This is a genomic window from Agathobacter sp. LCP21S3_B2, from assembly GCF_052118705.1.
Lineage (GTDB): Bacteria > Bacillota > Clostridia > Lachnospirales > Lachnospiraceae > Roseburia.
Window position 1 is genome coordinate 136,991 of sequence record NZ_JBQKGQ010000004.1, and the last position, 18,537, is coordinate 155,527.

Annotated in this window: 11 protein-coding genes; 10 read left to right on the forward strand and 1 reads right to left on the reverse strand. The window is 40.4% G+C overall.

From position 1 onward, the window contains the following. Window positions 1-13 precede the first annotated feature (13 nt). The 4 genes from ACTQ1L_RS04405 (at window position 14) to ACTQ1L_RS04420 (ending at window position 8,189) form a co-directional block, all read left to right on the forward strand. Window positions 14-1,156 carry a glycosyl hydrolase family 8 gene (locus ACTQ1L_RS04405; RefSeq protein ID WP_317350688.1) on the forward strand — a complete coding sequence of 381 codons (1,143 nt, stop codon included), beginning with the start codon at window positions 14-16 and terminating at the stop codon, window positions 1,154-1,156. Window positions 1,157-1,322: 166 nt separating this feature from the next. After that, a complete protein-coding gene (locus tag ACTQ1L_RS04410; RefSeq protein ID WP_441365594.1) occupies window positions 1,323-4,736 on the forward strand; it encodes an endo-1,4-beta-xylanase in 3,414 nt (1,137 codons plus the stop codon). A 113-nt stretch (window positions 4,737-4,849) separates the two neighbouring features. Beyond that, window positions 4,850-6,598, forward strand: coding sequence for an SGNH/GDSL hydrolase family protein (locus ACTQ1L_RS04415; RefSeq protein ID WP_441365596.1), 1,749 nt, complete (start codon window positions 4,850-4,852; stop codon window positions 6,596-6,598). Window positions 6,599-6,617: 19 nt separating this feature from the next. Next, the gene (locus ACTQ1L_RS04420) at window positions 6,618-8,189 is read left to right on the forward strand and encodes a glycoside hydrolase family 43 protein (RefSeq protein ID WP_441365597.1); all 1,572 of its coding nucleotides are present in this window, start codon (window positions 6,618-6,620) and stop codon (window positions 8,187-8,189) included. On the opposite strand, the gene ACTQ1L_RS04425 is transcribed toward ACTQ1L_RS04420, so the two are convergent. Further along, on the reverse strand, window positions 8,179-9,036 hold the full coding sequence (locus ACTQ1L_RS04425) for an AraC family transcriptional regulator (RefSeq protein WP_441365598.1): 858 nt from the start codon (window positions 9,034-9,036) through the stop codon (window positions 8,179-8,181). The two genes, ACTQ1L_RS04420 and ACTQ1L_RS04425, sit on opposite strands and share 11 nt — an antisense overlap. 329 nt (window positions 9,037-9,365) lie before the next feature. Here ACTQ1L_RS04425 and ACTQ1L_RS04430 point away from each other — a divergent pair, with 329 nt between their 5' ends. From ACTQ1L_RS04430 to ACTQ1L_RS04455, 6 genes are all read left to right on the forward strand, one after another. Beyond that, window positions 9,366-11,132 carry a sensor histidine kinase gene (locus tag ACTQ1L_RS04430; protein ID WP_441365599.1) on the forward strand — a complete coding sequence of 589 codons (1,767 nt, stop codon included), beginning with the start codon at window positions 9,366-9,368 and terminating at the stop codon, window positions 11,130-11,132. Between the two features lie 11 nt (window positions 11,133-11,143). Next, window positions 11,144-12,739, forward strand: a complete 1,596-nt coding sequence (locus ACTQ1L_RS04435) for a response regulator (protein WP_441365601.1) — start codon at window positions 11,144-11,146, stop codon at window positions 12,737-12,739. A 141-nt stretch (window positions 12,740-12,880) separates the two neighbouring features. After that, the gene (locus ACTQ1L_RS04440; protein WP_317350676.1) at window positions 12,881-14,551 is read left to right on the forward strand and encodes a sugar ABC transporter substrate-binding protein; all 1,671 of its coding nucleotides are present in this window, start codon (window positions 12,881-12,883) and stop codon (window positions 14,549-14,551) included. 72 nt (window positions 14,552-14,623) lie between these two features. Next, a complete protein-coding gene (locus ACTQ1L_RS04445; RefSeq protein WP_317350674.1) occupies window positions 14,624-15,580 on the forward strand; it encodes an ABC transporter permease in 957 nt (318 codons plus the stop codon). A gap of 14 nt (window positions 15,581-15,594) precedes the next feature. Then, a complete protein-coding gene (locus ACTQ1L_RS04450) occupies window positions 15,595-16,503 on the forward strand; it encodes a carbohydrate ABC transporter permease (protein ID WP_317350672.1) in 909 nt (302 codons plus the stop codon). Window positions 16,504-16,710: 207 nt separating this feature from the next. Then, a complete protein-coding gene (locus ACTQ1L_RS04455) occupies window positions 16,711-18,468 on the forward strand; it encodes a GGDEF domain-containing protein (protein ID WP_441365604.1) in 1,758 nt (585 codons plus the stop codon). Window positions 18,469-18,537 lie beyond the last annotated feature (69 nt).

Sequence of the window (18,537 nt, forward strand, 5' to 3'; positions counted from 1 at the left end):
AAAGGAGAGAAAAATGGCAGGAGCATATAAGACAGGCAAATACAGAAATGTGTTCAAAGAATGTGGATATTCTGAAGAAGAGATACAAAAAAGGGTAGAGGATACTTTTAATACGATATTCTATGGTAATGATGATGAGCGTTTTTATCATGAAGCCGGTGATGATATGGGATATATGGAGGATACCGGCAATCATGATGTAAGAACCGAGGGAATGTCATATGGCATGATGGTATGTGTACAGCTGGATAAAAAAGCAGAGTTTGACAGACTGTGGAAATGGGTGCGCACATATATGTACATAGAAGATGGTCCGGCAAAAAATTATTTTGCGTGGTCATGTCAGACAAACGGAAAGCGAAATGCCGAAGGACCGGCACCTGATGGTGAAGAGTATTTTGCAATGGCATTGTTTTTTGCCTCCAAAAGATGGGGAGATGGCGATGGTATATTCTGCTACAGCAAAGAGGCACAAAATATCTTAAGGGAGTGTGTACACAAGGGTGAGCCGGGACACAGCGGAGAGCCGATGTGGGAGCCTTCCAACAAGCTGATAAAGTTTGTCACAAATATGGATTTCAGTGATCCTTCATACCATCTGCCACATTTTTATGAACTTTTTGCCCAAAGGGCTTATGAGGAGGACCGGGACTTCTGGAAAGAAGCAGCAGCTGCCAGCAGAGCATATCTGCACAGTGCATGCCATGAAAAGACAGGACTTAGCGCAGAATATGCAGATTATGACGGAAAGCCTCATACGGGGCATAAGGAAATATTTGGAAGACATGACTGGTATTACAGTGATGCATACCGCACGATCGCCAATATAGCGATGGATCATCTGTGGTTTGATGCAGATCCGTGGCAGATTAAAACGGCAGAAAACCTTCAGAAGTTTTATTGTGAGGATCAGAAGGACAATTGGGATGGTGTATTTCTTATAGATGGTACACCGCTTGATGAGAAGGCACTTCACCCTGTAGCAATCATTGCTGTTAATGCAGAAGCTTCACTCGCAGCAGATGGAAAATATGCAAAGCAATGTGTTGAAAAGTTCTGGAACACTCCACTTAGGACAGGTGACAGAAGATACTATGACAATTTCCTTTACATGTTTGCAATGTTAGCACTTTCAGGAAATTACAGGATTTATTGATTTTTATATACAAGGGATCTGGTACCGCAGACTTACTATTATTTGAATTTATTTAGGACAGATATAATTTGGCTTGTTATATTCTATAATTTGCCCCATATTTTAAAATCTCTCTTATGGTAGAGTGTTTTTGTAATTACAAATACACATGTAAGGAGGACATGGGGTGAAAAGAAAAAAACTATTGAAACAGGGAGTATGTATTGCGGTGTGCAGTACTATGCTTGCCACAGGGGGCACACCGCTTATACCTGCGTATCAGGCGCAGTCGTTAGTATTCGCTGATGAAGTTCAGCAGAGTATAAAGAAAACGACATACACAGCTGATCAATTGGAAGTAATATGGGGAAATGACTGCTATGAGCGGACAGATGGTGTGTGGAAACTTACATTTAACAATCAGTACGATCAGGTTAAATGGAAACTGCCGGATGCTGTTGATATGTCAACTGTAAAATCTGTGACCTTTAATGTGAAGGATCAGAAAGGAACAGTTTCGCTAAAGGTCTACAAGAGTGGAGATGAAGATGCTGATCCCACAAATACGCAGTATAATCTTACAGGCGCAGATGAATACTCGATAAGTCCGAAAGGTGAAGGTGATATGGAAGCAGTTGGTCTTATGACTACTGATAATGCCGGTTCGGGATCAGCTATCAGCCTCGTAAGTGTGACAGTGGAAACTGATACAACACCAAAGGCACCACCTGAGATAGAGCAGGGTATTGAGGACTGGAAAAATTCTGTCACAAGCGACGATGCTCTTGGAAAAGATGCAATCGCAGGAACAGCTATCATGTCAAATGAGATTGATAACAATACGCTCATGGATCTTGTGGAGAAGCATTTTAATGCAGTTACATTTGGAAATGAATTAAAACCGGATGCACTTTTTAATTATAAGCTTGATAAATCGGTTGAAACAAAAACAGTTCAGTTTGATGGGCAGGATCTTGAAGTACCGATGGTAAATGACGCAGGGGACAGCCTTGATTTCTCAAGAGCTGATGCGATGGTAGATAAGATTTTGGAGTGGAATAAGGCACATCCGGGCAAGGAAATACGTATAAGAGGTCATGTTCTCGTATGGCATTCACAGACTCAGGAATGGTTCTTCCATGAGAACTATGATATCAGTAAGCCATATGTAGATAAAGAGACTATGAACCGCAGACTTGAGTGGTATATCTCAAGTGTATTCGACCACTACTTCGGAAAGGCAGCAAATGGAAAGTATGATGGACTTTTCTATGGCTGGGATGTAGTAAATGAGGCCGTTATCGGCAATACATATCGTACTGATACGGTAAGCCCGGCAGAGAGCCTTGATGAGATACGTCATGGGAACAATTCGAGCTGGTGGCATGTATACAAGAGCAATGAGTTCATAATCAATGCATTTAAGTATGCGAATAAATATGCACCTAAGAATGTAGAACTTTACTACAATGATTTCGGAGAGACAGACAATATCAAGTCAGAAGGAATCATAAAGCTCATAAGTGACGTAAAATCAGCAGAGGGAACACGACTTGATGCATTTGGTATGCAGGCACATTACAGTGTGGACAGCTTCTCAGCAGCACAGTTTAAGACAGTAGCAAAAAAATATGCCAAAGCAGCAGGAAAGGTTCAGCTTACAGAGCTGGATTTCCAGTCAAGCGCAGCTTACAAATCAGGAGCATCAAAAGAGAGCGAGTATACAAAGATGGCATACTGTCACAAACAGCTTTTTGATGCTGCAAATGACTTAAAGAAAAACGGTACAAATGTAGCAGGAATCACTGTGTGGGGAGTTATTGAGCCAAATTCATGGCTTCATGAACAGTCAAATGTTGGTGGCGGAGCTGACGGATCAAAGCAGTGTCCACTGCTTTTTGATGGAAAATACAAGGCAAAGCCTGCATACTGGGCTTATGTAGATGCCACAAAGCTTGAGCCGTCAATACAGGATATCGTTGTAGCTGAGCAGAAAGGTGATACAATATCCGGAACAGAATACAGTTTTTCGGATGATGATACACAGGCAGCTTTTATTCCAACATGGGATAAGGATGGATTAAATGTACTTGTAAGCGTAAAGGATGCCACAATAGATGATACGGATGCAGTTACAGTATATGTGGATGAGACAAACTCAGCAGGAGATGTGACACCGGTAAAGAGGACAGTTAAGCGTTCTGAGGCACAGGCTGTTGATGGTGGATACCGTGCAACCATCAAAGTACCTATGACAGATTTAAAAGTTGCAAAGACTATCGGCATGGATGTAAAAGTTATGAATAAAGATAAAGCTGTAAACTTCAACGACCTTACAGGAAAGCAGGAGACAAGCAGCAAATATTATGCAAAGGCTACTCTCAAGCCGGGCATTGAAAGAGTGACAAAAGGAACTGTAAAGATTGACGGAGAAGCCGACAGTGCATGGGATAAGGCTGTGGCTATTCCTCTTACAATAAACCTTAAAGCTTCTGTAACAGCAGATGCCAAGGTGTTGTGGGATGACGAAAACCTTTATGTATATGCAACAGTTAAAGATCCGGTGCTTAATAAAGACGGTGGAGATGCATATCAGCAGGATTCACTCGAGGTATTTATCGATGAGAATAATGCCAAGACAGAGTCATATGATGACGATGATAAGCAGTATAGGATCAATTATGAGAATGAGCATTCTTTCAATGGAAAGAAATGTCTCGAGGAAAATGTACAATCTGCCGCAAAAGTGACTGGGGATGGATATGTGATTGAGGCAGCCTTTAAGTGGACAGACATACAGCCAAAAGAGGGTGACAGGATTGGCCTTGAGTTCCAGATAAATGATGCTGATGCTTCAGGAGCAAGAATCGGAACCTTAAGCTGGAATGATGAAACAGGCATGGGCTGGTCTAAATCATCGGTATACGGAACAATAGAGCTTGCAGCAGGGCCAACACCGGAACCAGAGCCAACACCGGAACCAACACCAACACCGGAGCCAACACCAACACCAACACCGGCAACAGGCAGCACAAAATATGATGTAAAACAGACAGCAGAAGGAGCTACAATCAGTCATAATGTTTCTGAAACTGATAAAGCAAATGCAGGAATCACAGTAACAAATAACAAACCAGATATTGCTGACGCAAGTCTTGAGTCAGTAAAAGCTGACCTTAAAGTTAATGACGTTAAGGACATTAGTGTAATTGATGTATTTGATGTAAAGGCTCCAGCAAACTATGATGGTAATCCAATTTGGATCACATTAGATGCAAATTATTCAGCAGATTATAGTGTACTTCATTTTCAAGATGGAAAATGGGTAGTATTAGAGACCAGAAAATCTAGTGATGGAAAGCTTCAGGCTAAATTCACTAAATTCTCTCCAACAGCTATTGTTTCAATTGCATCTAAGGCTTATACAAAGCCAGCTGATACAACAGGCAGCACAAATAAGCCTTTAGCAAAAAAGCCGGCGGCAAAAAAAGCTGCAAAGACATCAGATCAATCAGCAACGGCAGCGTTTATCGTGTTGTTTCTTGCAGGAGTTTCGATGGCAGGGGCTTCAAGATTAAGAAGAAGCAGAAAGCAGTCATAAACTATAAAAGACAGGACAAATATCTATAATTTCTCCCGGTGCAAAGCACCGGGAGTTTTTGTATCATATAGTCATTATAGCTGATAAAATCGACACAACAAGGAGGCAGAAAGATGGCAGGGCCAAAAGCACCAAAGGATCCCGAAAGAAAAAGACCGTATTTCTACATCATGAAGGATAAGGATATATACGGCTCAGTACAGGAAGATGGAAGCATTATACATTTTATATATGAAAGCGACGGAAGACTGATAAACAGTGCACAAATAGCCGGAAATATAGAAAATAAAGAGGAACTGGGGCTATTAGAGACGGTGGAAGGTTTTGGCAGGCTGGTACACAGCATAGGTGTATCTGTGGAAACAGATAATCAAAACGAACAGATCGAATTTGTGTTTCAGATGTACGGAAAGCAGGACCTGTACGGAGGCGGTACTAATCTTAAGGTAAAGCTGACAGGCGATGGAATGGAGAGAAAGATATACCTGTCAGATTATAAGTGGACACCGGATGATGATATACCGGGACAGATAAAGTTCATATTTAATACACCGGATATCATGGGAAAAGCGAGTGTCAGACTGTATCTGAATGACGGCTATGAGGCTCCGGCAGATATTGAGGAAACAGAGGTGGATATGAACTCTGATGAATATTGCAGCATGATAAGCCATTCGCTTATGAATATGGGAAATGCATACCGCATAAGAAAAGCCATCGAAAAGACAAAAGCCGGAAAAGAGGTAACACTTGCATACATCGGTGGATCTATCACACAGGGAGCAGGTGCGACACCTATAAATACAGAGTGCTACGCATACAAATCCTATCAGCTTTTCCAGAGGCGTTTTTCTGCAAAGAATAATGTGAAATTCATAAAAGCCGGTGTGGGTGGCACACCATCGGAGCTGGGAATGATCAGATTTGACAGGGATGTACTAAGAGACGGACAGCAGCCTGATATAGTAGTTATTGAATTTGCTGTAAATGATGAGGGGGATGAGACAAAGGGTGACTGCTATGAAAGCCTTGTACGTAAAGTACTTAATCTGCCATGGAAACCGGCAGTCATATTGCTTTTTTCCGTATTTGCAAATGACTGGAACCTTCAAGACCGCCTAAGCCCGGTTGGAAAGCTCTATGATCTGCCTATGGTAAGCGTGCTGGATGCGGTTTCCCCTCAGTTCGCATTAAAAAATGACGAGGGAAGGGTAATAAGCAAAAATCATTTTTTCTATGATATGTTTCATCCGAGCAATGCAGGCCATTCCGTCATGGCAGACTGCATAGAGTATCTTTTTGAAAGAATAGATCAGGCAGGGCATGCAAGTTTGGATGCATTTGAACTGGGACTGACAGAGGAAAAAATATTGCAGGAAAACCTAAATCTTGCACCGGTAATAGGAAACAGCTTTGAAAATATAAGACTGCTCGACAAAAAGGATATATATGCAAAGGCATATATTGACGAGGGTGGCTTCGATTCGACAGATACACAGCTGCAAAGCGTTGAGATGGATGATCAGCTTTCGCTGACTCCGGAATTCCCGTATAACTGGATGTATGATGGCACAAAAAATACATTAAACAGGGAAAAAGCGTATTTCGAGCTTGAGATGGAGTGCAGGGCACTTCTCCTTGTATTTAAGGATTCGGGAGAGGTAAACGTGGGAAAGGCGAAGGTATATGTGGACGGAGAGTATCATTTTACGGCTGATCCACATATCAATAACTGGCAGCACTGCAATGCGGTAATAATATTTAACAATAAGACCAGTGAAAATCATGTTGTAAGGATTGAAATTGCAGAGGAAGACAGAGACAAGCAGTTTACGATACTGGGCTTTGGATATGTATTATAGGAAATGAGAGGTAAGAGACATGGTAACAGCAAAAAATCCAATACTTTCAGGTTTTTATCCTGATCCATCAATATGCAGAGTCGGGGAAGACTATTATCTGGTGACATCAAGCTTTGTGTATGCACCGGGTGTTCCCATATTTCATAGCCGGGATCTGGCTCATTGGGAGCAGATTGGCAATATACTTGACAGACCATCGCAACTATGCGTGGAGAATGAAGAAATATCGAGAGGTATTTTTGCACCGACCATAAGATATCATGAAGGAACTTTTTATATGATAACGACCAATGTATCGCATGGCGGGAATTTTATAGTGACAGCGCAGGATCCGGCAGGACCGTGGTCTGATCCGTATTATTTGGGAGAAGAAGCAGTAGGAATAGACCCAAGCCTTTTCTTTGATGATGACGGCAGATGTTATTACTGTGGCACACGCCCAAACCCTGAAGGAGTACGCTACAATGGAGACTGGGAGATATGGATACAGGAGCTTGATCTTGGAACCATGAAGCTTAAGGGCAGGAGCATGGCCATATGGAAAGGTGCTGTAAAGGGCTGCATATGGCCGGAAGGACCACATATCTACAAGATAAACGGATATTATTATCTGATGCATGCAGAGGGCGGCACTGGACCGGAGCACAGTATAACAATAGCAAGAAGCACGGAGCTTTTTAAATGGTTTGAAGGATGTCCGAGAAATCCGATATTTACACACAGAAATCTGGGGATGGATTATCCGGTCATCTATGCAGGACATGGTGATCTGGTGGATGATATAAACGGAAACTGGTATGTGGTCATGCTTGCGTCAAGACCATGCAAAAAGCACAGCAGCATGGGCAGGGAGACCTTTATTGCAAAAACAATATGGGAAAACGAATGGCCGGTAATAGCACCCGGGATAGGACATCTTGAGGATACGGTAGATATACCGCTTGAAGAGTGCAGATTTATAGATGAGATATCAGAAAATGATTTTATAACTTTCTGTGAAGCCAAGCCTGATAAGAGGCTGGTTGGAATAGGAAAACGCAACGAGTCTTTTTACTCCCTTAAGGAAAATCCGGGAGTACTGAGACTGTACACAAACAAAGAGCAGATCACTGATCTTGGCACAAGCGCATTTCTTGGACTAAGACAGAAGGGCTATGAGTTTTCGGTAAAGACAGCAGTGCGTTTTATCCCACAGTCGGATAATGAGACGGCAGGACTTGTACTTTTCCAGAACAATGAGAATCATCTTCGCGCTGAGATAACAATGGAAGCCGGAAGGCTGGTATTTGTGGTGACTACACATATTAAGGGAACTGACAAAAAGATAGCAGTGGCAGATATTATGGAGTACAGCAATACAGAAAAAAATCCACTGTGGAATATATGTATGATCTGTAAGGAACAGGAAGCATCTATATGGATAGGTACGGCCGAAAAGAGCGTAAAAGTCGCAGAAAAAATAAGTCTGCTGCCATATACCACAGAAGAAGCAGGTGGCTTTGTGGGCTGTACGGTCGGTATGTATGCATCCTCAAATGGCAGCAATAGTGATAACTATGCAGATTTTTCATACATAATGCTCACCCAGTAAACATTTTGCGGAATTCAGTCGGGGTGTAGCCCTTTTCAGCTTTGAACAGCCTTATGAAAGTGGATGGATTTGCAAAGCCTGACTGCATTGCAGCCTCGGTGACTGATATATTGGGATCAGCCAGAAGGGTCAGGGCAAGCTCTATTCTTTTCTGATTTAAGTATTTGTAAAAGGTATTATTGGTAAACTGCTTAAATAGCCGGGTAAAGTGATATTTACTGAATCCGGCTATTTTTGCGATTTCATCAAGTGTTATGTCCTCAGTGCAATGTGCATCGATATACTCACAGATAGACAGAAAACGCTCTAGATATTCCTGCTGCTTGTGTCTGCCGACATTAAAATGACAACTGCTAGCAGTATGATGTCTTCCAATAAGGACCAGTACTTCAAGCATTTTGGAGTAGATCACGGCTTCTGATAGAAATGAGTCGGTCTGGTATTCATCTGCTATATCAAGCAGCAGTTTACGGATATTGCTGTGGATATCACCGGAAGTTTCCGGGGTTAGCGTTATAGCAGGTGCTATAAGTGTAAGTATGGAATTTAATTCCTTTATTTTTGAGACAGCAGACCACTCAATCTGCAGGATAAGCCTTTTTCCGGTGTCAGGTGCGATAAGCCTGTGTTTTACACCGGAAGCTATAAAGATAATATCACTCTCATTAAGATGTACCAAATCATCCCCAATCTGCGTTGTATAGCCGCCTTCAAGCGGCATGATGATCTCCATGGGAGTATGCCAGTGAATGGGATAATCTTCTGCTTCCGCATTTATAAAAAGTTTTACATTGCTGTTTTCTTTATATTTTACTGTCTCATGTATTCCATTCAGATTTTCGATCATATATACTTGTCTCCATACGGCTGATATTTATGCGCATTTGCGTGAATATAGTTATTATAGCACAAATAGCAATTTTTGAATATTGTGGGGCAACAATTAGAAAGAAAATTAATGTGTCTTGGATTTGATGCAATTATAGAAGGTGAAGAGGGTGATGCCGGAAATGAATATGCAAGCGGACAGAGCGCATTGAGATCACAAGATGTGGAGAGAAAACAGGGGTAGATTATTAATAATAAATATGTTATTCTATAATTAATGACAAGTTAAAAAAGACTTTAGGAGCGGACATATGTCGGCTCCTTTAAGTGATTTCAGAGGAATTGTTTATGAGAGGACCAATATGGGATGCCATTGAGAGAAAGCTTGATGATTATTCACTCAGAAAAAAATTCTACATATTTTATGTACTTTGTGTCATGCTGCCGCTCATAGTGACTGATGCAGTGGTGCTTTCCATCGTAGAACATGCTGAAAAAGAAAGCAGCAGACATGAAATGTCGAGCATAGCAAGTGCTGTGGGATATAATCTGAGCAGCATGGTCAATAACGCAGGAGAGGCAGCTAAGAGTATCTACACCAGCAAGCGCATAGACTATTTTATATCAAAGGAATACACAAGCTCTGCTGAGTATGTATCAGAGTATCAGAGCTTCTTTCAGGATACACTTTTTGAAAACACACTTGGAATGAGCAATATAGTATTTTTCCTGTATGCTGACAATCCTACAATAGTAAATGGCGGAAAAGTAAATGATATGTCTGCTGTAAGAAATACGGATTCTTACAGACTTCTGGAGCAGAAGGAAAGCGGAGGACTCTTTTTTGTATATGAAAAAGGCGTAGCCGGATTGTCAGATGAAAGACGTATGATTTATATGCAAAAGCTGGATTTTTACTCATCTGATATCGAAAAGGTACTCAAGATAGAGTTTAATTATGGCAGCATGATGCGTACTTTTAAGAATATGAATTATGATAATGAAGTGCTTATCTGCCATGGAGATGACATAGTGCTGTCAAATGGGGCCTACAGTGAAGTCAACAAACCATTTAAGACATTGGAGGCGATTGGGAAAATAAGCGACTCCGTATACAGGCAGAAGATCTCTTTGTATGGCTGTGATCTTGATATATATGTGTTTAAGACACGCAGTAATATATGGAGTATGCTTATGCACAATGCACCGATTATTGTTTTTCTGATGCTTATAAATGTATTCTTTCCACTTTGTCTGTTCAGTATCTTTAACCATTCCTTTACGGGCAGGATATTACAGCTTTCAAAGGTATTTAAGTCAGTTGACAGCGAAAAGCTTGTATCTATGACTGTCAGGGAGAGCAAAGATGAGATCGGCAGCATGATAAAAAATTACAACAGGATGGTAAGCCGCACAAATGACTTGATCCAGACTGTATATAAGAATAAGATAAAAGAGCAGGAGATGATTGTAAGTCAGAAAAATGCAGAGCTTCTTGCACTGCACAGCCAGATAAATCCGCACTTTCTGTTTAATGCGCTTGAGAGCATACGAATGCACAGTCTGCTGAAAAGGGAAAATGAGACGGCTGATATGGTCGAAAAACTTGCAATCATGCAACGACAGTATGTGGAGTGGGGAAATGATGCTGTAACCGTTGCAAAGGAATGTGAATTTGTAAAAGCCTATCTGGCATTGCAGAAATACCGGTTTGGCGAGCGGCTGAACTATAACATAGATATAGAAGCAGACTGCATGGAATGTCAGGTGCCAAAACTTACGCTTGTAACCTTTGTTGAAAATGCCTGTGTGCATGGCATAGAAAGTAAAGCTGCTCCGGGCTGGATATTTGTGCGTATATTCAAAAAATCCGGGTTCATGCATATAGAGGTTGAGGATACAGGCAGCGGAATTGATCCGGATGCTCTTGAAAAAATGAAAAGTAACATGAAAAATGCAGATATCGATATGTTAAAGACCGGTGGCAGAGTGGGTGTGATAAATGCCTGTCTGCGTATCAAAATAGTAACGGAATCTAAAGCAGTATTTGATGTGGACAGTGAGGAAGGCTGCGGTACGACTGTTATGATAAAAATACCGGAAACATATTTATAGGGAGATTTAAAATGCTTAAAGTATTATTGGTGGATGATGAGCCTTTTATAATACAGGGGCTTAAGGTGCTCATTGATTGGGAAAATGAAGAATTTGAGATAGCAGGAACGGCCTCAAATGGAAAGGAAGCCCTGCAGTTTCTGGAAAATGAGAATGTGGATCTGGTCATAGCCGATATAAGGATGCCGGAGATGACAGGACTTGAGCTGCTTGAGACTTTGAGAAAAGATAAAAAATCAGATGTGTATTTTGTGATATTAAGCGGTTATGCAGATTTTAGCTATGCGCAGCAGGCCATGCAGAATGACTGTACGGATTACATACTAAAGCCGGTGGATAAGGAGATGCTGCTTAAGGTACTAAACAAGGTTCTTGTGCTCAAAAACGAGAAAAACCAGATCAATGAGGATAACAAAAAGATGAAACAGGCATACCTTGCAAGACACCTGATATCTCTGATACAGGGCAAATATGATGAAGTAAACCTGAACTATGTAAAAGACAATATGAGGTGTGAGGGTGGAGCAAGGTATGTTGAGATACAGATGGAGCAGCTTCCGGCAGGTGATGAGATACTCGATAGTGATATGAGAAGCTTACAGCGCAAGATGTACGAAAGCTGTGTTGCTTTTCTGGGGGCTGATTCGGCACATTGTGTATTTGATGTATCGGTAAATGAAAAAGTGTATGACATAGGCTTTATATTCTCAGATTATATGGCAGAGGAAGCCGCAAAAAACGAGAGAAAATATCTGGAGGATCTGAGAAAGTATATATGTGATAATACACAAAAGAATATAGTTATGCTGGTCGGAAGAAAAGTATCAGATATATCAAAGATAGCCAGATCATACGGCAATGCATGTATGCTTAGGTCGTTTCAGGGCTTTCGCATAGCAAAGAGCATATATTACTATGAGGATGAAGTAAAGATATCGGCAGATGGAATAGTGCTTTGTAAAGATAGTCTGGATAAGCTGCTTAGGACAGTGGAACAGAATAACCATGTTGAGATAAGAAATGCAGTTGCCAAATTTTATGATGAGATGTCCAGCAAGGGTATGAATGGGGAAAGCATGAACTTAAATATTAATTATCTGTTGTTTCAGTTCATACACCTGGCAAGTGAGCAGGATGATAATGTAAATCAGCAGGAGATTTTGCGACTCATAAGTGAGAGCAGCTTTAAGACCGGTATTGAGAGGGGAAGCCGTGCACATATGACCAGATTTTGCTGTGAGTATGGTGATTATCTGTCACAGCTTAGAAAAAATGTGTCAAGAGGTGTGATCGGCATGGTAGAAAAGGAAGTAAGAGACAATTATGCCACGAACATCACGCTTAAGAGCCTGAGTGAGAAGTATTATGTAAACAGTGCATACTTAGGGCAGCTTTTCAGAAAAAAATACGGACAGTCCTTTAAGGATTATCTGAACAATTACAGGATGGAACGGGCGGCAGAGCTTCTGCTTAGGACTGATAAGAAGATAATACAGATAGCAGAGGAAGTCGGATATCATGATATGGATTATTTTGTGAACAGGTTTATACAGGTAAAAGGCTGCACGCCGGCACGTTTCAGACGCCAGATGCAAAGTGGAGAATAATATATGTTACTGAAAAAACAGGGTAAATTATAGTTTTTTTTGAGAAACTATAATTTACCCTGTTTTTGACTATAGTTACTCCGATTGTTTGAAAACTTAAAAAGTATAAAATTAAGTTATCAAAAGGGAGGTCATTACAATATGAGAAGAAAAAAAATTGTAAGCATGCTGCTTGTGGCTACCATGGCAGCAACACTGTTTGCCGGATGTGGTAGTGATAGTGGCAAAAAAGGTAGCTCTGAAACTGGAGACGTGAAAGAGTTTGATGCATTCTTTGCGACACCGGGATCTGAGATCAATGATGATAATGAAATCCAGAAGATCATTGAGGAAAAGACAGGTGTAAGGGTAAAGGAAACCTGGCTTACCGGACAGACAGCAGATGAGGCAGTTGGAACAATGATCGCAGGTGGCGAGTATCCTGATTTCATTGAAGGTGCAAGTGGACAGAAGCAGTTATATGACGCAGGCGCACTTGTTCCACTGGATGACTACATCGAGAAATATCCAAACATCAAAAATCTTTTCACAGAACTTGAGTGGGAAAAACTTCGTCAGGATGACGGACATATCTATTGGATACCACAGTTTAGCTGCATAAAGGGAGAAGAGAAAGCCTGCGCACACAATGACGAGGCATTCTGGATCCAGGCAAGAGTACTTAAATGGGCTGGCTATCCGAAGATTACGACACTGGATGAGTATTTTGACCTCATCGAGAGATATAATGAAGCAAATCCAACAATGGCTGATGGAACAGAAAATATTCCATATACAATCCTTTGTGAGGACTGGAGATATTTCTGTCTTGAGAATGCACCACAGTTCCTTGACGGATATCCAAACGATGGATCATGTATGGTAGATCCTGATACAAAGAAAGTGCTTGACTATAATACATCTGATACAGCAGTTAAATATTTCAAGAAGCTCAATGAAGAGTATCAGAAGGGAATTGTAGATCCTGAGTCATTCACACAGACATATGATGAATATATCGCTAAGCTTTCTACAGGACGTGTACTTGGAATGATTGACCAGTGGTGGGATTTTGCATTCACAGCAGGTGATGCAATTAAACAGGCAGGTCTTGATGAGCAGGGATGCGATTATATTCCGGTACCTGTAACAATCGACGGCCGTCCAAATCAGTGGCACAATGCAGGCGGTGCTTTCAACGAGTCAACAGGTCTTGCTGTTACAACATCCTGTGATGATGTAGATGCGGCCATGAAGTTTGTAAATGATCTTCTTGATCAGGATATCCACAATCTCAGATTCTGGGGTGTCGAGGGTACTGACTATGAAGTAGATGAGAATGGCGAGTTTTACAAAACACCAGATGAGAGAAAGCAGGCTTCTGATACAGCATACAAGGCTTCTCATTTATGCTCATACTCATACTTTCCACAGTACAATGGAACAAGTGATGATGGAATCAATGCCAACAAACCTGATGGACAGGCAAGAGAGTTCTATGATGGTCTTAACAGTGATGTACAAGAGGCTTTCGATGCCTATGGTGTTAAGACATACGTTGAAATGCTTGGAACAAACGATGCACCTGGAGACTGGTATCCGATGTGGTCATTCTCTAACAACTTTACCACAGACACTCCTGGTGGAGTAGCCTGGACAAAGATTGGCGAAGTTAAGCATGCGCAGCTTCCAAAGGTTGTTATGGCAGAAGACTTTGACAGTGCATGGGATACATACATGGATAAATACAATGCATGCAATCCACAGGATTTCCTGGATGAATTACAGACCGAGCTTGATACAAGATTAGAGCAGGCTGCTAAGTTCAAATAAAGCTTAAATGAAATTTAAGGCAGGCAGATATAATAGCGTTTTATCTGCCTGCTGCCTTTAAGGAGTGGTGTCATGTCATTAACGAGAAAAAATAAAAAAGAGAAGGTCAGAGAACCTAGAACAAAAATTACATGGAAAGAAGTCAAACGCCAGAAAGTGCTGCTGTTCTGGGCAGCAATAATGGTGGCATATGGAGTGGTATTCTATTATCTGCCGCTCGCTGGCTGGGCAATGGCATTTCAGGATTACAAACCAAGACTTGGTATATTCCATTCTGCATTTGTTGGATTGGACAAATTCAAGATGCTGTTCTCGGATATGACATTTATCCGTGTTATAAGAAATACACTCGCAATGGGTGTTATCAATCTGGTTGTAACTTTTGTCACAGCCATAGCATTTGCAATCTTACTGAATGAGATTGTATCAAAAGGTGGAAAGAAAGTAGTACAAACTATATCGTATCTGCCACATTTCCTTTCATGGATCATTGTAACAGGTATTTTACACGATATGCTTTCAGGAACAGGTATTATAAATGAGTTCCTTGTAAATATGCATATTATAGACCAGCCGATAAACTTTTTCGCACATCCGGGATATTTCTGGCCGATAGTGGCATTTGCCAATGTATGGAAAGAAACAGGATGGAATGCAATCATATATCTTGCAGCCATTACATCAATAGATCCTTCACTTTACGAAGCAGCATCTATTGATGGAGCGGGACGCTGGGCAAAGATCAAGTATGTAACACTGCCGGGAATCAAACCAACTATCATAATCCTTCTTCTTATGAATGTAGGTAATGTTTTAAATGCAGGATTTGAGATACAGTATCTCTTAGGAAACGGCCTGGTACAGGATGTATCACAGACTATTGATATTTATGTACTTAAATGGGGCATAAGCCAGGGAGATTATGCAATAGGTACCGCAGCAGGTATATTCAAGAGTGCGGTAAGTATAATTCTTATATTTATTGCAAATAGAATTGCCAAACATAGTGGTGAAGAGCAGTTGTTTTAAGGAGGTCTTTTACGATGGCAGATGTAACAGCAGGCTCTGTAAAGAGCAAAAAGAAAAAGAAGATAAGAATATTTCCAATTGTAAATGGTATCATTATGGCACTGTTTGTGATCATAACGCTTTATCCGGTTCTTAATACGCTTGCGATATCGCTTAATGATGGTACAGATGCATTAAGAGGTGGAATTTACCTCTTACCAAGAAAGTTTACCTGGAAGAATTATATAACGGTTTTACAAAAAGATAATCTTATAACAGGAGCATACATTACTGTTGCCAGAACAATAATTGGAACAATCTTAGCACTGATGGCAAATGCAATCCTTGCTTTTATAGTCAGCAGAAAAAGATTTTTGTTCAAAAGAGGTTTATCATTATTCTGGGTTATCACGATGTATGTTAATGGTGGATTAATCCCTACCTTCCTCCTGTACAAGGGACTTGGGCTTACCAATAGTTTTTGGGTTTATGTAGTCCCTGGAATGGTCAGTGCGTTTAACATGCTCGTTATCAGGACCTATATGAATGGAATTCCTGACAGCTTAGAGGAGTCAGCGCAGCTTGACGGTGCAGGATATACCACCATTTTTCTGAAGATTTATTCCCCTCTCTGCAAACCGGTATATGCGACAGTAGCTTTATTCGTAGCAGTAGGACAGTGGAACTCATGGTTTGATGCAATGCTTTATAACCGTATGAATACAAAGCTTACAACATTACAGTATGAGCTTATGAAGCTTCTTTCATCTGTAACGAATCAGGGAGGAACAGCAGAAACAATGAAAAATGCTGTAGGCGCAGTTACACCTACCTCAGTTCGTGCCGCAGCAACAATTGTAACAATGCTTCCGATCATATGTATTTACCCGTTTTTACAGAAATACTTTGTTACAGGACTTACACTTGGAGGAGTTAAAGAATAAATATTTTTTTACAGGATGCCCGGCAGGATAACTGCCGGGTGTTTTTGTGTAAATGTTTATTTATAATCATGCCTGTCCGCTGGAAACCTCACTTATTGTATAAAATATTGAAAAAAGTGGAAAAAAGTTGAAAAATGTTTTATAATAAAAATAATATGTAAAACAGTTGTTTATGAAAATGTAACCAAAAGCGGAGAAGAAAACCATATGGAAGAATTTAAGAAATTAAATCTAAGACAAAAAACAATCGGCTTTATAGTTATGCTTGTTACAGCTATAGTTATGATAGTGACATTTATGTCCATGACATCAGCAGACAGGGTGGACTCAAATGAAATAGAGCTCGATGATGGCTGGGATGTCACTATAAATGAAAAGGAATACCATAATGTTACATTGAGCAAATTCCGGTTTGATATGTGTAACCGTGGAGATGTTCTGGTATTAAAACATGTTGTTCCACGATATGACAACATTAAGCTGCCTACATTAGATATATATACCATACATTCAGCGGTAAAGGTTTATCTGGACGACGAAGTCATATATATGTATGGACAGAAACTTTATGAAGAGAAAAAGCTCCTGGGATATGGACAGCATTTTGTGAGTATGCCATACGGTGCGGTAGGTAAATGGCTTACTATAGAGATGATGGTATCTGAGGACAATGCCTTTGACGGAGTGGGGACTGTAAGAATATTGGATGGAAACTCATCATTGGTAAAGAATCTGAGTGGAAAAAGACTCACTTTGTCAATTACAATGTTTCTTATTGTGTTTGGTGTCATCATAATGGTGCTTTCAATGCTTATGCTAAAGAGGTCATTAAATTTCATACAGACTTTCTGCATTGCAATGTTTTCATTCCTTATTGGCTGCTGGACACTTTGCAATAAAGACCTGATAGAGTATTTTACGACGGATCTTTTAATGAAATCATATCTGGAATATATGTCACTTTATATGCTGCCTTTGCCGTTTACATATTATTTTAAGGACAGGATTGATGAAAAGGATACTCCGAAGTGGATGAAGATATATTTTTATGTGCTTGTTGCAGCGGAGGTGATATATATACTGTCAGCTTTGATATTGCAGATTACAAATATTGTCCATCTGCCACAGGTGCTTGAAGGCTCACATATACTGATGATTTTTGCAATAATTCTTATATTAGTTATCAGTTTTATAGATATGAAAGTGAAAAAACAAAAGCCTTCAGTCGTGATGGTTGGATTTTTGATTGCAATTGTAATTGTTATTGAGGAGCTTGTCAGGTTCAATCTGGATAAATATATAACAGGCTTCGAAAAGAATGAATATAGCTCTAATTTGTGTTTTGCGGTGCTTATTATTGTGATTTCACTGCTTGTTGATTATGGTAACAAAATATCAAAGACCCTGTTTGAGAATGCGCAGAGGGCAGTTCTTGAGCAGATGGCATATATGGATGAGCTTACAGGACTTGGCAACAGGAGATTATGTGAGAAAAAGCTTAAAGAGCTTGAAGTAAATGCAAAGACCTCTGATAGCAGGTATGCTATTTTGAGTCTTGACCTCAATTTCTTAAAGCATACAAATGATACCTATGGCCATGAAAAGGGAGATGAGCTCATAAGGAGCTTTGCCGATGTGCTGACGAATGTGTTTGGAATGTATGGCTCTGTGATGAGGACAGGCGGAGATGAGTTTGTTGTCATTCTGGAGGATATCGCAGAGGAACAGGTGAAAAAGCTTCTGGCGCAGATGCTTGATGAGCTTGAAGAGAAAAATAAGACAGAATCTGAGATAAAATTAAGCACGGCATATGGTTATGCCATGAGTGATGAGACTGTTTTAAAACAGGATTTTTCTGAGGAGCTTAAGATAAAGGTAGTGGATATTAATCCGCGTACCATATACCGTATTGCCGATGACAGAATGTACGAAAACAAGCGTAAATCAAAGCTTGGAAGGCAGTGAATAACATAAAATAGAAATAGGATGTTGGGACTAAAAAATAGTGGATTATTATGAAAAAATGTTGTATAA

What these genes read in the sequence shown, in the direction of transcription:
- ACTQ1L_RS04405 (WP_317350688.1), top strand. Translation starts at nt 14, where the DNA reads ATGGCAGGAGCATATAAGACAGGCAAATACAGAAATGTGTTCAAAGAA.
- ACTQ1L_RS04415 (WP_441365596.1), top strand. Translation starts at nt 4,850, where the DNA reads ATGGCAGGGCCAAAAGCACCAAAGGATCCCGAAAGAAAAAGACCGTAT.
- ACTQ1L_RS04420 (WP_441365597.1), top strand. Translation starts at nt 6,618, where the DNA reads ATGGTAACAGCAAAAAATCCAATACTTTCAGGTTTTTATCCTGATCCA.
- ACTQ1L_RS04425 (WP_441365598.1), bottom strand. Translation starts at nt 9,036, where the DNA reads ATGATCGAAAATCTGAATGGAATACATGAGACAGTAAAATATAAAGAA.
- ACTQ1L_RS04430 (WP_441365599.1), top strand. Translation starts at nt 9,366, where the DNA reads ATGAGAGGACCAATATGGGATGCCATTGAGAGAAAGCTTGATGATTAT.
- ACTQ1L_RS04435 (WP_441365601.1), top strand. Translation starts at nt 11,144, where the DNA reads ATGCTTAAAGTATTATTGGTGGATGATGAGCCTTTTATAATACAGGGG.
- ACTQ1L_RS04440 (WP_317350676.1), top strand. Translation starts at nt 12,881, where the DNA reads ATGAGAAGAAAAAAAATTGTAAGCATGCTGCTTGTGGCTACCATGGCA.
- ACTQ1L_RS04445 (WP_317350674.1), top strand. Translation starts at nt 14,624, where the DNA reads ATGTCATTAACGAGAAAAAATAAAAAAGAGAAGGTCAGAGAACCTAGA.
- ACTQ1L_RS04450 (WP_317350672.1), top strand. Translation starts at nt 15,595, where the DNA reads ATGGCAGATGTAACAGCAGGCTCTGTAAAGAGCAAAAAGAAAAAGAAG.
- ACTQ1L_RS04455 (WP_441365604.1), top strand. Translation starts at nt 16,711, where the DNA reads ATGGAAGAATTTAAGAAATTAAATCTAAGACAAAAAACAATCGGCTTT.